11 protein-coding genes are annotated in these 14,945 nt (G+C 42.1%); 2 read left to right on the top strand and 9 right to left on the bottom strand.

Annotation, left to right across the window (positions count from 1 at the left end; all coding sequences use genetic code 11):
- The first annotated feature begins 254 nt into the window (after positions 1-254).
- Together NH399_RS07645 and NH399_RS25875 are read left to right on the top strand one after the other, a co-directional pair.
- Positions 255-1,040, top strand: a complete 786-nt coding sequence (locus NH399_RS07645) for a DUF2306 domain-containing protein (RefSeq protein WP_253038363.1) — start codon at positions 255-257, stop codon at positions 1,038-1,040.
- Positions 1,041-1,144: 104 nt separating this feature from the next.
- Positions 1,145-3,289: an EAL domain-containing protein gene (locus tag NH399_RS25875; RefSeq protein ID WP_253038361.1), complete on the top strand. Its 2,145-nt coding sequence runs from the start codon at positions 1,145-1,147 to the stop codon at positions 3,287-3,289.
- Here NH399_RS25875 and NH399_RS07635 read toward each other — a convergent pair.
- The 9 genes from NH399_RS07635 to NH399_RS25740 form a co-directional block, all read right to left on the bottom strand.
- The gene (locus tag NH399_RS07635; protein ID WP_253038359.1) at positions 3,259-4,215 is read right to left on the bottom strand and encodes an ABC transporter substrate-binding protein; all 957 of its coding nucleotides are present in this window, start codon (positions 4,213-4,215) and stop codon (positions 3,259-3,261) included. The genes NH399_RS25875 and NH399_RS07635 overlap by 31 nt on opposite strands.
- A 24-nt stretch (positions 4,216-4,239) precedes the next feature.
- Positions 4,240-4,788, bottom strand: a complete 549-nt coding sequence (locus NH399_RS07630; RefSeq protein WP_253038355.1) for a chemotaxis protein CheB — start codon at positions 4,786-4,788, stop codon at positions 4,240-4,242.
- Positions 4,785-5,627, bottom strand: a complete 843-nt coding sequence (locus tag NH399_RS07625) for a protein-glutamate O-methyltransferase CheR (RefSeq protein ID WP_253038354.1) — start codon at positions 5,625-5,627, stop codon at positions 4,785-4,787. The genes NH399_RS07630 and NH399_RS07625 overlap by 4 nt, the downstream gene beginning before the upstream one ends.
- Complete coding sequence (locus tag NH399_RS07620) at positions 5,620-9,594, bottom strand: response regulator (protein ID WP_253038353.1); 3,975 nt, start codon at positions 9,592-9,594, stop codon at positions 5,620-5,622. Before NH399_RS07620 ends, NH399_RS07625 begins: the two co-directional genes overlap by 8 nt.
- Before the next feature lie 384 nt (positions 9,595-9,978).
- Positions 9,979-10,755, bottom strand: coding sequence for a ferredoxin--NADP reductase (locus tag NH399_RS07615; protein WP_253038352.1), 777 nt, complete (start codon positions 10,753-10,755; stop codon positions 9,979-9,981).
- Between the two features lie 109 nt (positions 10,756-10,864).
- Positions 10,865-12,070, bottom strand: a complete 1,206-nt coding sequence (gene arsJ / locus NH399_RS07610; protein ID WP_253038350.1) for an organoarsenical effux MFS transporter ArsJ — start codon at positions 12,068-12,070, stop codon at positions 10,865-10,867.
- A gap of 21 nt (positions 12,071-12,091) precedes the next feature.
- A complete protein-coding gene (locus NH399_RS07605) occupies positions 12,092-13,102 on the bottom strand; it encodes an ArsJ-associated glyceraldehyde-3-phosphate dehydrogenase (RefSeq protein WP_253038339.1) in 1,011 nt (336 codons plus the stop codon).
- Positions 13,103-13,133: 31 nt separating this feature from the next.
- On the bottom strand, positions 13,134-13,478 hold the full coding sequence (locus NH399_RS07600) for a helix-turn-helix transcriptional regulator (RefSeq protein ID WP_253038326.1): 345 nt from the start codon (positions 13,476-13,478) through the stop codon (positions 13,134-13,136).
- Positions 13,479-13,616: 138 nt separating this feature from the next.
- Positions 13,617-14,504, bottom strand: coding sequence for a cold shock domain-containing protein (locus NH399_RS25740; protein ID WP_305885091.1), 888 nt, complete (start codon positions 14,502-14,504; stop codon positions 13,617-13,619).
- Positions 14,505-14,945: the final 441 nt, after the last annotated feature.

Raw genomic sequence — 14,945 nt, 5'->3', positions numbered from 1 at the left:
AAAAATCTCTAATTAATATATAGCTCAGAATACCCCGAAAGTCAGGGTGGTCGTACCCACTAATTAGTACTTCTTACGGGCTATATCAGCCTTTCTACAGGCTACAAATCAAATTAAGTTCACTCAGTATCTGTTTGATTAACAGTAGAATGGTTTATAGGGATCATAAGAAAGCTCGAGAAGGCATATTCTGGAGTTAGGTCAAGTCATCCTATACAATGCAGTAACCTTCGTTTTAAGCCCTAAACCCCTTTATGTTGATGTATATACGCCAGATGCCTAAATACCTGTTTCTTTTGGCGCTTATCACTGGTCCTCTGGTTCTCTCCTATTACATTACTGCACTTTATGGAACTCATTGGCTCAATGGCCATTTAAAACAATGGAATCTGGTACTTGAGAACCTCTATGTAGAGCAACAACTCATCGCCAATCTCGCTATGGGGCTCCATTTATTCGGCGGGATGTTACTGGGGCTCGCTGGCCCCATACAGTTATCTTCATGGCTGCGAAAGAGCTATCCCTACCTCCATAAGATGAATGGCCGCCTTTACGTCATGATTGCGATTATGGTGAGTTTTGGTGGACTCACCTTTATTGGATTACGAGGAACCGTCGGAGGTTTTTGGATGGATGTGGGATTTGGCCTCTACGGGGTTTGCCTGTTAACTGCCGCAGGCTGTACAGGTTTCTTTGCTTACCAACGACAGTTTCAGCGACATCGGCGCTGGGCGATTCGCTTATTTTTACTGGGGATCAGCTCTTGGCTTTACCGCGTTGAGTATTCACTTTGGGCATTTGTTAACGATGGTCTGGTAGGACACGATAGCGAAACCTGGCAAGGCAGTTTTGATCGCGTTATGAATTTTGCGTTCTATATTCCAACCCTGATTGCGGGTGAACTTTACCTGCATTGGCGACAACGTTTTCGACGCCACACATTGCTTGGCGTTTTGATGGTGTTCATCGCCGTCGCTTTAATGGCAGGCACTTTTTTCGCGCTGATGGGATGGTGGCTCCCAGCTATTCACCACAAATAAATCTCACATAAGAGATAAATAATCACAAGGTATTGAGTAAATAGGATAAATACGCCATTTCATCCTAGACTAAGTAAAGTTGTGCCTAAATTGGTTCTTTATGAGTGAATAGTCATCCGCAGCCTCGTGTATTAATTGTTGACGATATACCCGCCAATATATGGTCAGTAAAAGAAGTGCTTTCTGATCTTCCTGTCGTATTTCATGAGGCAGAGTCTGGGCTGGATGCCTTGAAAAAAATTCTTGAGCACGATTACGCTTTGATCTTAATGGATGTACAAATGCCGGAAATGACCGGCTTTGAAGCCGCCGAATTAATTTACGGACATCAAAGAGATAACAAAACTCCCATCATGTTCTTAACCGCTCAGAGCAATAATGTGCAGAGTATACTCAAAGGTTATGATATTGGTGCTGTCGACTACATGACCAAGCCACTCAACCCTTTTGTGCTGCAGAGTCGTGTCAGTGTTTTTATCGATCTCTACATTAAGAAACAACAGCTCTCGACACAACTACAGCAAATTCAGCAACTGAGCAATCAGTTTCATCTAGTGATAGAAAGCGCTGCGTTAGGTATTATCAGCTTCGATAGAGAATTAACCATAAAAACTATTAATTCGGCGGCCCTGTCCATGTTAGGAGCCAACGAATCCGAATGCTTACGACAACCTTTAAAAGATGTTCTGTTTGAGCAACTTTATCGACATCATGATTTCGTCAACAGCTCCTTTTATCACTCCCTTCGTAATCGCAAAAATTTTTCTAGTGATGATCTTCAATTTTGGAATCAGTCCAGTCGTCACACATTTCCAGTAGAAGTCACTGTCGGCACGGTTAACCATGAAGACGAGAGTCAGGTGATGGGAGTGATTTTGTTTCAAGATATCACTCAACGTAAAAAAGCTGAGAACCGACTCACCTATCTGGCGCAATACGATCAACTGACCGGACTCGCCAATCGAAATCTATTTCATTCAATGCTTAAAAACACTCTGGCTAAAGCCAAACGTGGAGGTCATCAGGTCAATCTTCTGTTTATTGATCTGGATAACTTTAAAGACATTAATGACACCTTTGGTCACGATGCAGGGGATCTACTGTTAAAACAAGCAGCCGAACGCTTAGGTCATACCACAAGAGATACCGATACACTGGCTCGATTAGGTGGTGACGAGTTTGCCATTGTGCTAGCACCCGACGAAAACGACAATTTTCCAGCAGCCTATGCAGCCGAAAGAATTGTCAGTCACTTCAAGAAGTCTTTTACTATTTGTAATCAAAATGTTTTTGTTGGTACCAGTGTAGGTATCGCCAGCTTCCCCGACAATGCAGCAACGATGGAGGATTTAATAAAATCCGCCGATACAGCCATGTATCAGGCTAAGAATCTAGGTAAAAATCAGTTCGCATTTTTTAACCAAAGCATGCAGCAAGAACTCAAGCAACAGCTGTTGATTTCAACCTCATTGCATACAGCATTAGAAAAAGGTGAGTTCAGTGTCTTCTATCAACCTCAACTGGACATCAAACAGGGTAAGATTTACGGCGTTGAGGCATTAATACGCTGGAACAGTCCGTTATTAGGACAAATATCGCCAGCTCAATTCATTCCAGTCGCGGAACAAAACGGATTGATAGAAGAGCTCGGAGAGTGGACTTTAGAGCAATCTTGTGAAGAAGCGAAGAGTTGGCTGGACAATAAATTGGTGGATAACTTAAAACTCAATGTTTCTGTCAATATATCTGCAAAACAGTTAAGAAATGATCGATTAAGTTCAACCATTAAAACTATTATTGAAAAGACGGGCCTTCCAACTGACTCACTTAATGTAGAACTTACCGAAACAGCGCTCATGTCAGATCCTGACGTTGCCATTCAAGAGATAGCTCGCATCCATGACCTGGGCGTTGACATTTCAGTAGATGACTTTGGCACAGGCTACTCATCACTTAACTACTTGCGCCAACTATCCATTAACTGCCTTAAAATTGATAAGTCTTTCGTTGATAAAATTGGAGCTTCAAAAAGCGACGAAAGCATCATTGAAGCGATTATCAATCTGGCCAGTGCACTGTCACTTCAAGTTATTGCAGAGGGTGTAGAAAGCCAGAGCCAGGCAGACTTTCTGCTAAAACATAACTGTCATCTTATGCAAGGCTATTTGTTTAGCAAGCCACTCTCCTCAGAGCAGCTCGTTGACTTCTTCAAAAGTTATCAAAGCGACTTATTCTGTAAAACGTCATGAATAAATAACTGATTTTCATTCAGCTGTCTTTTACGAAAGAGTTTCCTTGCGGGAGTGTCTTTTAATGACTCAGGCATAACCGACAAAAACTCGCTAACCTGTTTGGCCAACTTCTTTAACTTCTCTCGTTCAAATGCAACCTGGCTTGTATTATAAAATAGAAAAGCATCTCCCATCCAGCGACGATACTCAGCGCTAGAAACAAATAGTCGTTCAGCAGCGGCTTTGATGACCGCATCATTGTTTAAACTCTTGTAGTAGTTATTCATAAATTGCTCATAGATACTGGAGTTCTTTCTATAGGACTCAATATCAACAACCATTATGTCATAAATCTGTTGAGGAAAATCAACACTGGAAGCAATGACTCTGGCATCATTCGCTACCAGAGCACCTTCAATTTTTGGATTCCAGCCCACCGCCATAGCAATCGATTTATCCATCGCAAACTGTTTGCCTACCAATGCTGGTTTTTGATGAACAATCACTACATCATCGAGGTCCATGCCATGAGACTTTAAAAATAAGTGCAATACCCAGAGTGAAATAGTATCACTGGCAAGAATAACTTTTTTTCCTCGGATATCCTTTGGCTTAGCAATTGAATTACGCAAAATAACTTTATCACCGCCATGACTATAATCGGTAATTGCCAGTACTTTTCCTGGATGCTTGAGAGGGTGCAGAGAAATAAAGTCGAACAGAGTCAAAAACGTTATATCCGCACTGCCTTGGTCGAATCCTTTGATACACTGCACATAGTCTCGATTAAGAACGATAAAGTCTTGGGTTTTACCCGTTGCCTTCATTCCGTTAATAATGTCCCAGGGAGGCCAGTCAGAAATGAGCATAGTCGGCTTTTCTGCTCTTAAAAAGGTACAGAAAGCAAGACTCAATACAATCAGGGTAATACGGAATAAATTCACAACGGCTCCTCAACAAACCTATTTCTAAACCGTCTTCTTCAGACGCTTAATTATTTGTTCAACGGTTAACACCATGCACTCATCAATCGCATCAATCGCCGATGAAGGCATGACCGGAAACTCAGCCTCCAGTGGCGATTGCACCCAGACTTGTCCGCCATGTCGAATCACTTCTTTGCAGCCATTACTGCCATCTGCGTTATTACCGCTAAGTACAATTGCAATCAGCTCCTGTCGATAAACTCGGGCAGCACTACTAAACAACACATCAATAGAAGGCCTGGAATAACAAATCGGCTGTTCTACCGATAAGGCAAACTCATTTTTGTTTTCGAATAGCAAATGGTAGCGAGAACCAGCAATGTAAACACAGCCTTCGACAACAGCCTGCTTGTCCTCTGGCTCATAAACAGGCAACAAGCAAGCATCTTTTAGCAACTCTGCGTAGCTTTGTTCACAGCTTTCACTTCTATGCAGTACCACACAAAAACTCTGCCGGGTATTAACGGGTATTTCCGCTAACATCGCTTTAAGTAGCTTAGCGCCACCTGCTGAAGCTCCGATAATAATCAAGAGCTGACCTCAACAGGTTGTTTTCGAAACAGTCTGGCCTTAATATTGACTTCTTCAAATGCTTCTTTGAGTTCAGAAAATGCCAGGCTTTCTTTGTCTCCCAGACACAAAAAACCGCGCGAAACCAGACTCTCATAAAATAAGCCAAGGACTCTATCCTGAAGATTTCGATTAAAATAAATAAAGACATTGCGGCACAAAATAAAGTGCATTTCGCCAAAGCAACCATCAGTAACCAGATTGTGACAAGAAAACAATACGTTCTCTGATAACTCTTTATCAAAAAAGGCAGCTTCACCCTCTATATGGTAATAATCTGAGAACTTTAAGCGCCCTCCTGATTGCTGATAATTATTTTCATATTTTTCTATGTCTCGACTATCAAAACACCCCTGTTTCGCTTTTTCCAATACCGTCTCATTGTAGTCCGTTGCGTAGATTTGAACTCTCTCTAACAAGCCCTCTTCTTTTAATAGGATAGCGAGAGAATAAACTTCTTCTCCTGTCGAACAACCGGCATGCCATATCTTAACAAATGGATAGGTCTTTAGCGCTGGAATAACCGCTTCCTTAATTTGGATAAAAGCATAAGGAAAACGAAATGCTTCGGTTGCAGTAATGGATAAAGCTTGATGAAGTTGATGGGCAAAGCCTGGTTGATGCAAGATAGGCACAATAAAGTCGGCAATGTTAGCAAAACCATGGCTGTCCTTAACATCGGTTAACCGCCGCAACATTGAAGATTTTGCGTAATCCGAAAAATCAACTCCTGTGCATTTCTGTAACGTTTGTAGTACTAAGGAAACCTCGAGCTCCTCAAGTTGATAGTCTTCAATCATGGTTGAGCCATACCTGCATAACAGAAAGTAACTGCTTGATATTCACGGGTTTCGATAGATAATCGCTAGCACCAGAATCGATACACCTTTGTCGGTCATCGGGCAACGCATTCGCAGTAAGAGCAATAATGGGCAGCTCTTCGAACTTTAGTTTTTGTCGAATATTCATAGTTGCCTCATAACCGTCCATGACAGGCATCATAATATCCATCAAAACTATGTCGAAGTCTTTCATCGCCTCCACTTTCTCGACCGCAGTACGACCATTTTCTGCGATGTCGACAATTAACCCCTGCTCCTTCAGCTCTTTACTTAAAGCAAAACTGTTTCGGAGGTCATCATCAACCAATAGCACTTTTTTTCCTGACAATAGTGATATGCCAGGAATTTTTTGCTCACTGCCTGAGTCTTTTTTGCTATCACATATCGATGTGATGCAAGTCGATAATTCTTCAATCAAACGCTGGGAGGCATCTTTTCCTTTAACAATGAGTGTATTACTAAAAGAACGTAATCTTTGATAAGTATCTTTATCCATCTCTTGAGCACTATAAATAAGAATGTGCTCAGGTAAAGAGCTTTTCAACTTCTCCAGTTTGGTTAGCAGATCAACCCCCAGTAGGTCGGGTAATCCCAAGTCAAGGACCAAACCATCATAATGCTGAGTAACGAGTCGTCGTAACCCCTCTTTTCCGGTATTCACATATTCAAAGTCGGCAGGCAAATGACCGATGGCTTTTCTCATCGCTTTGGTAGTTCTTTCGTCGTCCTCAACAACCAGGAATCGGCAAATACAATGACCATTGATGGGTGTTGGTGATTCTACTTCAGACTCAGGATTGGGCTCAGATTTTGGCTCGGGTGCGATTTCAATATTAGAGTCGGAAATGTCATGTTTTTCTTGCGCAATCTCTCGTTCTGGCTTGCTGGTAATAAGCACTTCGGTGGGCTCATTGACAGGAGTGAATATCACACTCGATGCATCAATACTCTCGGGGATAAAAATACTGAATCGGCTGCCTTCTCCTGGCGTACTCTCAACCGTGATGTCACCATTTAACAATTCAAGTAGGTTCTTACAAATAGAAAGCCCCAGCCCAGTGCCACCAAACTGTCGGCTGATCGAGCCATCAGCTTGCTTAAAGGCTTTAAAAATCAGCGCAATTTTTTCTTTAGCGATCCCAATACCGCTATCGGCAACATCGATGGTAATCCCTTCACCATAAAGTTCACGTTCATCAGGTCGACAGGTTACATCGATACTGCCTTCGGAAGTGAATTTTATGGCGTTAGAAAGCAGGTTCTTCATAACCTGTTTGATTCGTTGTCGGTCACTATTAATAGATGTCGGACATCCATTTTTTATTTCAAAGTTAAATGCCAGTGATTTCTTCTCGGCATCCGCCTGGAAAGTACTATGCAACTCATTCAAAAGCTCTTCAAGCTCAATCGGCTCTATAACCACTTCGAGCTTTCCAGCTTCGACTTTGGATAAATCTAAAATATCATTGATAATATGCAGCAAATCACTACCACTGCGATTAATAATTTTTAGTGATTCGATATCGCTACCCGATAGATTCTTACTGCGATTAGTCGCGAGCGTTTCTGACAGTAACAGAATACTGTTGAGTGGAGTACGTAGCTCGTGAGACATATTGGCCAAAAACTCTGACTTGTAACGGCTGGACTTTTCTAGCTCTTTGGTACGAAGTGTTAGGCTGTCTTTGGCTTTTTCTAGCTCATTGTTTTGTTTTTCGATCAGTACCGTTTTATCTGTTAATGCCCTTGCCTTTTCTTCTAGCTGCTCGTTAGTCGCTCGCAGCTCTTCTTTTTGCACCTGTAGCGCTTCTTCTGAACTTCTAAGTTGTTCGGTTTGTTCTTGCAGCTTAATATTATTACTTTCTAACTCTTCGTGTTTGCGCTTTAACTTGAGCTCAGACTCTTGCAACTTAACGGTTTGCTCCGACATTTTTTCGTTAGTAAGACTCAGCTGATGTTTCTGTTCTTCTAAATCCTGCGCCTGTTGCTGAACTTTGCTGATTGTTCTTGTGAGTTGATAACGAGTAATAGAAGAATCCAGAGCGACAGCAATACTTTCGGCTACAGATTTCAAAAAAGATAAAGTACGTGAGTCTATCTCGTTACGAAACCCTAACTCCAAAACCCCCACAACATTATCATTGTAAGCAAGAGGCAATATCAGACTTGATGTGATGGGTGTATAACCTACACCAGAAGATAAAAAGCAATAATCTTCAGGCAAGTCTTGCAGTACGAAATATTTTTTCTCCAATATGGCTTGGCCAATGTAGCCTTCGCCTTTGCGAATCACCATGCGAGGGTCTTTTCTAAATGAATAGGCGTAGCTTCCAACCAACCGATAGTCTTCATCCTCTGCCACATACATGACACCAATGGAGGCATCACTTTGCTTTACCAGATAGGCAGTAATTTCACTGCATAAATCTTCCAGGGCATTATCGCCCCCCATGGTTTCAAGCAAATTAGCTCGACTTTCTTCTAACCATTGTTTACGACTATTTTCGGCTTCCAGATGCCTTAAGTTATCACTCATATTATTAATAGCTTTAGAAAGGTGGTCATCGTTACTGTTTGGCTGAATATGCACCTCATAGTTGCCTTCAGATATTAAATTAGCCCGCTCAACAACTACTTTAAGAGTGTCGCGCATCGACATCAACGAAGACAACAAAGCATCGTCAGTTCCCCGCGCAACCACTTTTACATTGGTGTTGCCTTTCGCTATGTTTTCGCAGGTATTGGTTACTTCTCGAAAAGAAAACAAAATATTCGTGAAGGCATTATATAACTGGCGTATCTCTAGGTATGAAGAACGAACCTCTTTGTTTTCGAGTTTGCCTTGCGATAACTCATCACCCCATTCCGTCATAATGCGGATAGGTCTGACAATTCTCAAAGACAATAAGATCGCCAGAACCAATACCAGCAATGACGCAATGGTTAATACACTCAATGATGTTGTTTTGATGGGTTCGATACGCGCCAGAGCCTTAGCCTCTTCGACTTCAGCAATCACACCGACTTTGACACCCAATACATCTAGAGGCTTTAACTCACCAATAACATCTTTATTCTGATAACCTAAATAACTTCCCTCAAACAAAGCAGTCTCGCCGTCTCGCAACCACTGTTGGATAATAGGCGATGGATTATTGGGATCATAGTCAAAAGTCTGATGACCTTCGATACCTTGATAGGAACGGAGCACCAGATCCTCCCCTACAATATAGGTAACCAGATCTTCTTGTTGTAACCGAGAACGGAACACGTCTCCAGCAGGGATTGAAATAGCAATGGTCCCCTGCTTTTTGCCATAATCATCCAAAATGCCCCGAACAAAAAACGCCAGCGGCTTCTTTTTTGCAGGCTCATAATGAACAATATCCGAAAACTCCAGCCGATCACTGCTCAGTGCCCGCTGAAATGCCAGCGATATGTTTTTGCCGCTTGCCGGCATATTGAAGATATTTTTCCCCAGCTCATCATTCTGTCTTATTGTAAAAAGAATATCCCCTTCGGTTCCAATCAACATGACATCATAAAAGGCAAAGTGAAAGGCAAACTGCCGCAAGTGATTGCCATATTGATCATCAAGCTCAGCCCAGGCAAAGGATTGAGTAAAAGCTCTTAAAGAATCAAAATCGGCGCGCTTTGCATTCAACGCACTCACCTGTTGTATTAGATCGGGCGACTCAATTTTTGCTCCAACGATTTTGCCAAGATCATCCATTCGCTTCTGAATATCTCGAGTATAGGTATTAAGATAGGTATCCAGGCGTTTTCGTTCGACTTGTTCCAAGGCAACGCTAGCCGAAGAAAAGTTATAATAGGAAGAAATAATTAATGGCAGCCATGAGCATATTAAAAAGTAGACGATGAGTCTGCGTCCCAGACTATTACTTTTAAATAATTGAGCGAGCATTGAACATGCTTCCTTTTAAATTTATCGTTTTATTTTAACCACCGAGTAGACACAAACTTAGCTCGATAAAAAACAACCATGCATTAAAAGATAGACAATAGACGATTAAACTGACAACAAAATCCCCTGTTCAATAGCAATCGAGCTTATGTAAAGAATTTAAATGAATCAGAGAATGAGCAACAGCCTGGGCCTGTGATAGCTGCTACCCGCAAAAAATGCCGAAGACAATCGTTAACAAACCAGTATGGATTTAATAGAGGTATAAAATATTTCTAAACGCAATATTTTGAATAAAAAGACAAGATGTTTGGAAAGAGAAGAAACTAAACCAGTCGACTTCGACAGGAGTTTGACGAAGTCGAACAGGATAGAACAAAGGAATTAACGCTCTACAAAGGCACGCTCAATAACGTAGTCACCTTGTATGCCCATTTTAGGGCTAATTTGAAAACCGCGCGCATCAAGCATACGGCAAGTGTCTTCAAGCATTGCAGGGCTGCCACAGACCATAACGCGGTCAGTTTCTGGATTGAGATCAGGCAAACCAATATCTTTTGCAAGCTGTCCACTCTCAATTAACTGTGTAAGGCGCCCTTGTGTTTTGTAGGGCTCACGGGTTACTGCTGGGTAGTACACCAGTTTATCGCCAATGAGATCACCTAAAAACTCGTGATTTGGTAAGGTGCTGGTGATGTATTCCTGATAAGACAGTTCATTCACATAACGAACACCGTGGCACAAAATCACTTTTTCGAAACGCTCGTAGGTCTCTGGGTCACGAATAACACTCATAAAAGGTGCCAAGCCAGTGCCCGTTGATAGCAAGTACAAGTTTTTGGCAGGAGACAAATCATCCATTACCAGAGTACCTGTTGGCTTGCGACTAATAAGAACCTTATCGCCAGGTTGTAAGTGCTGTAGGCGAGAAGTTAAAGCGCCGTCCTGAACCTTAATACTGAAAAATTCCAGATGCTCTTCGTAATTTGCACTGGCAATACTATAAGCGCGCATCAATGGTTTATTTTCAACTTCTAAACCAATCATGACAAACTCGCCATTGCGAAAACGAAAACCCGGATCACGGGTAGTAGAAAAGCTAAACAGGGTGTCATTCCAATGGTGGACACTTAAAACACTTTGCTGGCCAAAACTCGACATAAGATCTACTTCTCAAATCTCGTATTACAAACTAAATGATAGACATTCTCATTTAGAGAACTGCGAATGTCAAGTATTACATAATCTATGGATATAAAGAAGCTTATTATTAGGCCAAACGATTATTTCTTGAGGGTAAACCTAAAGAAATCGCGCTGGTTGTAGCAATAAAGGCAGCGGACACCCACAAACAGGCTGCCAAGCCATAATGAACATACACCGCACCCGACAATAAGGTTCCTGCTAAACGCCCTGCCGCATTCGCCATATAATAAAAACCAACGTCCAAAGACACCCTGTCGCTACTGGCATAATCCACTATTAAAAAGGAGTGCAGCGACGAATTAATCGCAAAAACAGCACCAAATACCATTAATCCAATGATTAAAACCCAATTGGCGGGCCAATCCGTACCGAGAGCAATGGCCATAGCCGCTGGAATCACAGTTAATAGCATGGCCCATTTAAGTGCAGCTCGGCCATCTGGAAGTTGCTGTTTATTGTATCCCGTTATTTTGGGTGCTGACGCCTGAATAATGCCATAACCAATCACCCAACAAGCCATTAATGTGCCCACTTCGGTTGGTAACCAGTTTAACTGAGCTTGCAAAAAAACTGGAACGGCCACCACAAACCAGACGTCACGAGCGCCAAAGAGAAAGAAGCGAGCAGCAGACAACTGATTAATCGCGCGACTCTTCGAAAATATCTGAGTGAATTTGGGTTTAAATTCTGTTTTACCGAGCTCGGAGGTCAGCAATATGGATGACACAATGAAACTTAACAACAAAACAGAGCTCATGCTGTATAGCGCACCACTAAACCCAACCGTCGATAGCAACAAAGCACCAACAAAAAATCCAGCGCCTTTAAGGGCGTTCTTTGATCCCGTTAATATGGCAACCCAGCGATATAATGACGATTGATCATCAGACACGGCTAACAACTTAATGCTGCTCTTAGCACTCATTTTGTTGAGATCCTTGGCGATACCCGACAAGGCTTGAGCGCACATCACATAAAATACTGATAGCCACTCTGGATTTACAGCCAGCATTGCCAATGCCATAACTTGCAGCAAAGTGCCAATCTGCATGGTGCGATTAAGGCCCATTCTTGCAGCCAACAATCCCCCCATTAGATTCGTTACTACACCAAAGAACTCATAGAACAAAAACAAAGAGGCGATCTCGAGTGCAGAGTAGCCTAATGCATGAAAGTGCAATACAACCAGCAGTCGTAATGCACCATCCGTTACTGTAAACACCCAATAATTGCCAGTAATCGTTAAATACTGGCGAATAGCGCTGTTCAAAATAAAAGCCTTCTTACGATGTTACTTGTCCATTGAACCTATTTTTTTCGCCAATTCCATCATTCGATGGACATAGCCGACTTCGTTGTCATACCAAACCAACAGTTTTACCTGAGTATCGTTAATAACCATGGTGGATGGCGCATCAACAATACCAGAACGCGTATCGTCGGTGTAATCAACGGATACTAATGGACGCTCCTCATAACCCAACACACCTTTTAATGTAGTTTCGGAAGCCTGCTTCATCAGTTGATTCACTTCTTCAACCGTAGTGGCGCGTTCCACTTCGAATACACAATCAGTAATTGAGGCATTTGCTAAAGGCACTCGAACAGCGACACCATTAAGTTTGCCTGTCAGCTCAGGAAAAATATGAGTGATGGCTGTAGCAGACCCCGTTGATGTTGGAATCAATGACATGCTACTTGCTCGAGCCCGACGCAAATCTTTGTGCGGTTGATCGAGAATACTCTGAGTATTAGTGATGTCATGGATAGTGGTCATGGAACCGTGTTTGATCTTTAAAGAATCCTGCAATACTTTAACCACGGGTGCCAGGCAGTTAGTGGTGCAAGAAGCCGCGGTAATAATTTTGTGTTGTTGAGGATCATACAAATGATCATTAACACCCATAACCACATTTAAGGGACCATCTTTGACTGGCGCAGACACCAAAACTCGTGGAATACCTTGTTCGAAATAAGGCTGTAAAGCAGGCGTCGTTTTAAATTTACCAGTGCACTCAATCATGACATCAAGGTTCATTGACTGCCAATCGGTAGCTTCTAATGGTTTGTTCTGACTGTAGGAAATCTTTTTCCCATCAATAATGATGGCATCCTCTTCACTCGATACTTCTGGTTGCCATTGGCCATGCACCGAGTCAAATTTTAATAGGTGAGCCGCTGTCTCAGAGCCACAGGCGACTTCATTGATGTGTACAAACTCAATCTCAGGCCAATCCCAGGCAGCTCGCAAAGCAAGACGTCCCATACGGCCAAATCCATTAATCGCAACTCTAATTGTCATCAGTTCAATCTCCTGATCAATAAAAACCCTGTCAGCAACGTGACTGGGTGGTATCTATTTGCTGTAATCGTTTCTCAAGCTCAAACACATCCGTACACTGTGAGCGACAAATAGTGAGTATCTGAGAAAGTAAGGGGTGTTGAGTATTCAATTCATAAAAAACCCATAAGCCGCGTTTGGCTGAGCATAAAAGATTGTGCTTACGCAAATAGGCCAGATGCCGGGAGACCACACTCTGGGGCAAGTCACATATTTCTACCAAATCACAGACGCACAGGGTCGGCGTTAATGACAGCAATAACAGCAACTTCACCCTGACAGGTTCAGACAAGGCTTTAAAGAATTGACTGGTTTCTTGATAATTCATGGAAGGCATTATATTCGCCTAGGCAAATATAATAAAGCAAAATTAAAGGGCAACCGCCCTTTAATTTTTACGAAACAGTGATACCTCAGCTCTGTCTTATCACTTAAGTGTCATTCAAAACACTTAATGAGGTATCGGTCGCGAGGCTTACGATTCTTTATTAAAAATCTTGCGCTGTTGCGTAGGTGCCAACTCTGTTGGAGTCACCTGAATAGCTTGCAACTTACCATCGTCAGTTACGCGTGCTTTAAATTCCACATTCTGCTGCTTAATAAGGTATTTAAAGCCATCCAGCTGAATCTCTGAGTAATGGAAGAAAAGCGGTGCAGAGAAATCATCTGAACGAATAAAGCCGTAGCCCTTCTCGCGGTAGTAATTCTGAACAGTTCCAGCATAAGTTTTGCTTTCGTCAAACTCTTCTTCATAAGGCTCATGCTGACGCGCATTATTAGGATGATTGAAGTTGTTTTGTTGACGGAAATTCTGCTGGTTATTATGGCGATTGTTTTGACGATTCTGATAGCCGCCCTGCTGGTTATTATAACCACCTTGCTGGTAATTATTGTTATAACCGCCGCCCTGATTTTGGTTGTTTTGATAACCACCCTGGCGCTGGTTGTTGTTATAACCGCCACCCTGATGATTATTCTGGTAACCACCCTGACGCTGCTGGTTATTATACCCGCCGCCTTGATGGTTATTCTGATAACCGCCCTGGCGCTGCTGGTTATTATACCCGCCTTGGCGTTGGTTGTGATAACCGCCGCCCTGGTTCTGGTTGTTTTGGTAACCACCTTGACGCTGGTTATTATACCCACCGCCTTGCTGGTTGTTATAACCGCCCTGTTGGTTGTTGTAGCCACCTTGGGACTGATTATATCCTCCCTGATTCTGGCCACGGCCGTAGTTGTTGTTAAACCCTTCGCCGTTGCCATTGTTATTTTGATTGCCATCATACGCCTGCTGACGATTTCCGTTAGCATTTGGGGTGCGGCGTTTCTTGTTCGCAACCATTAATTCATGACTTGTTAACATAATAAACTTTCGTCCTACTCCATTGGGGTTAGAGTGTTGATCGACTGCAATTGTAATTTTAACTCATTGAAACCACAATTGTTTTAGCAAACTCACGGTATATAAACAGTGTTTTTGCAGCAAAACATAGTACTGTTCTTAAAATTCTTCGTATTTATATCAATATCGAAATACAATTAAGCTGTCTATTTTAGGTATTTAAATACGCATCCGAACTAAGCCTTTTTAACGCAGATATAAGTTCCCTTTATAGTACTTTCACTGCGTGGCCAACTAATTCTGCCATACTATTATCATAATAGTTAGCGAAAATCGAAGCTTCAAGCCGAAATATCGCAAAAAAAGTGCAAATTAACTTAACGAAATGTCGATTTGAGACAATTAATCTCAAAAGGAGTTTAAAAATACCACTGGAATCATAATAAAGAAGATGGGTACTCA

This window comes from Pleionea sp. CnH1-48 (assembly GCF_024124665.1).
Taxonomy (GTDB): Bacteria; Pseudomonadota; Gammaproteobacteria; order Enterobacterales; family Kangiellaceae; genus JAMXSB01.
The sequence above is the reverse complement of the archived record's forward strand: the minus strand, read 5'-3'. Positions and strand labels throughout refer to the sequence as shown.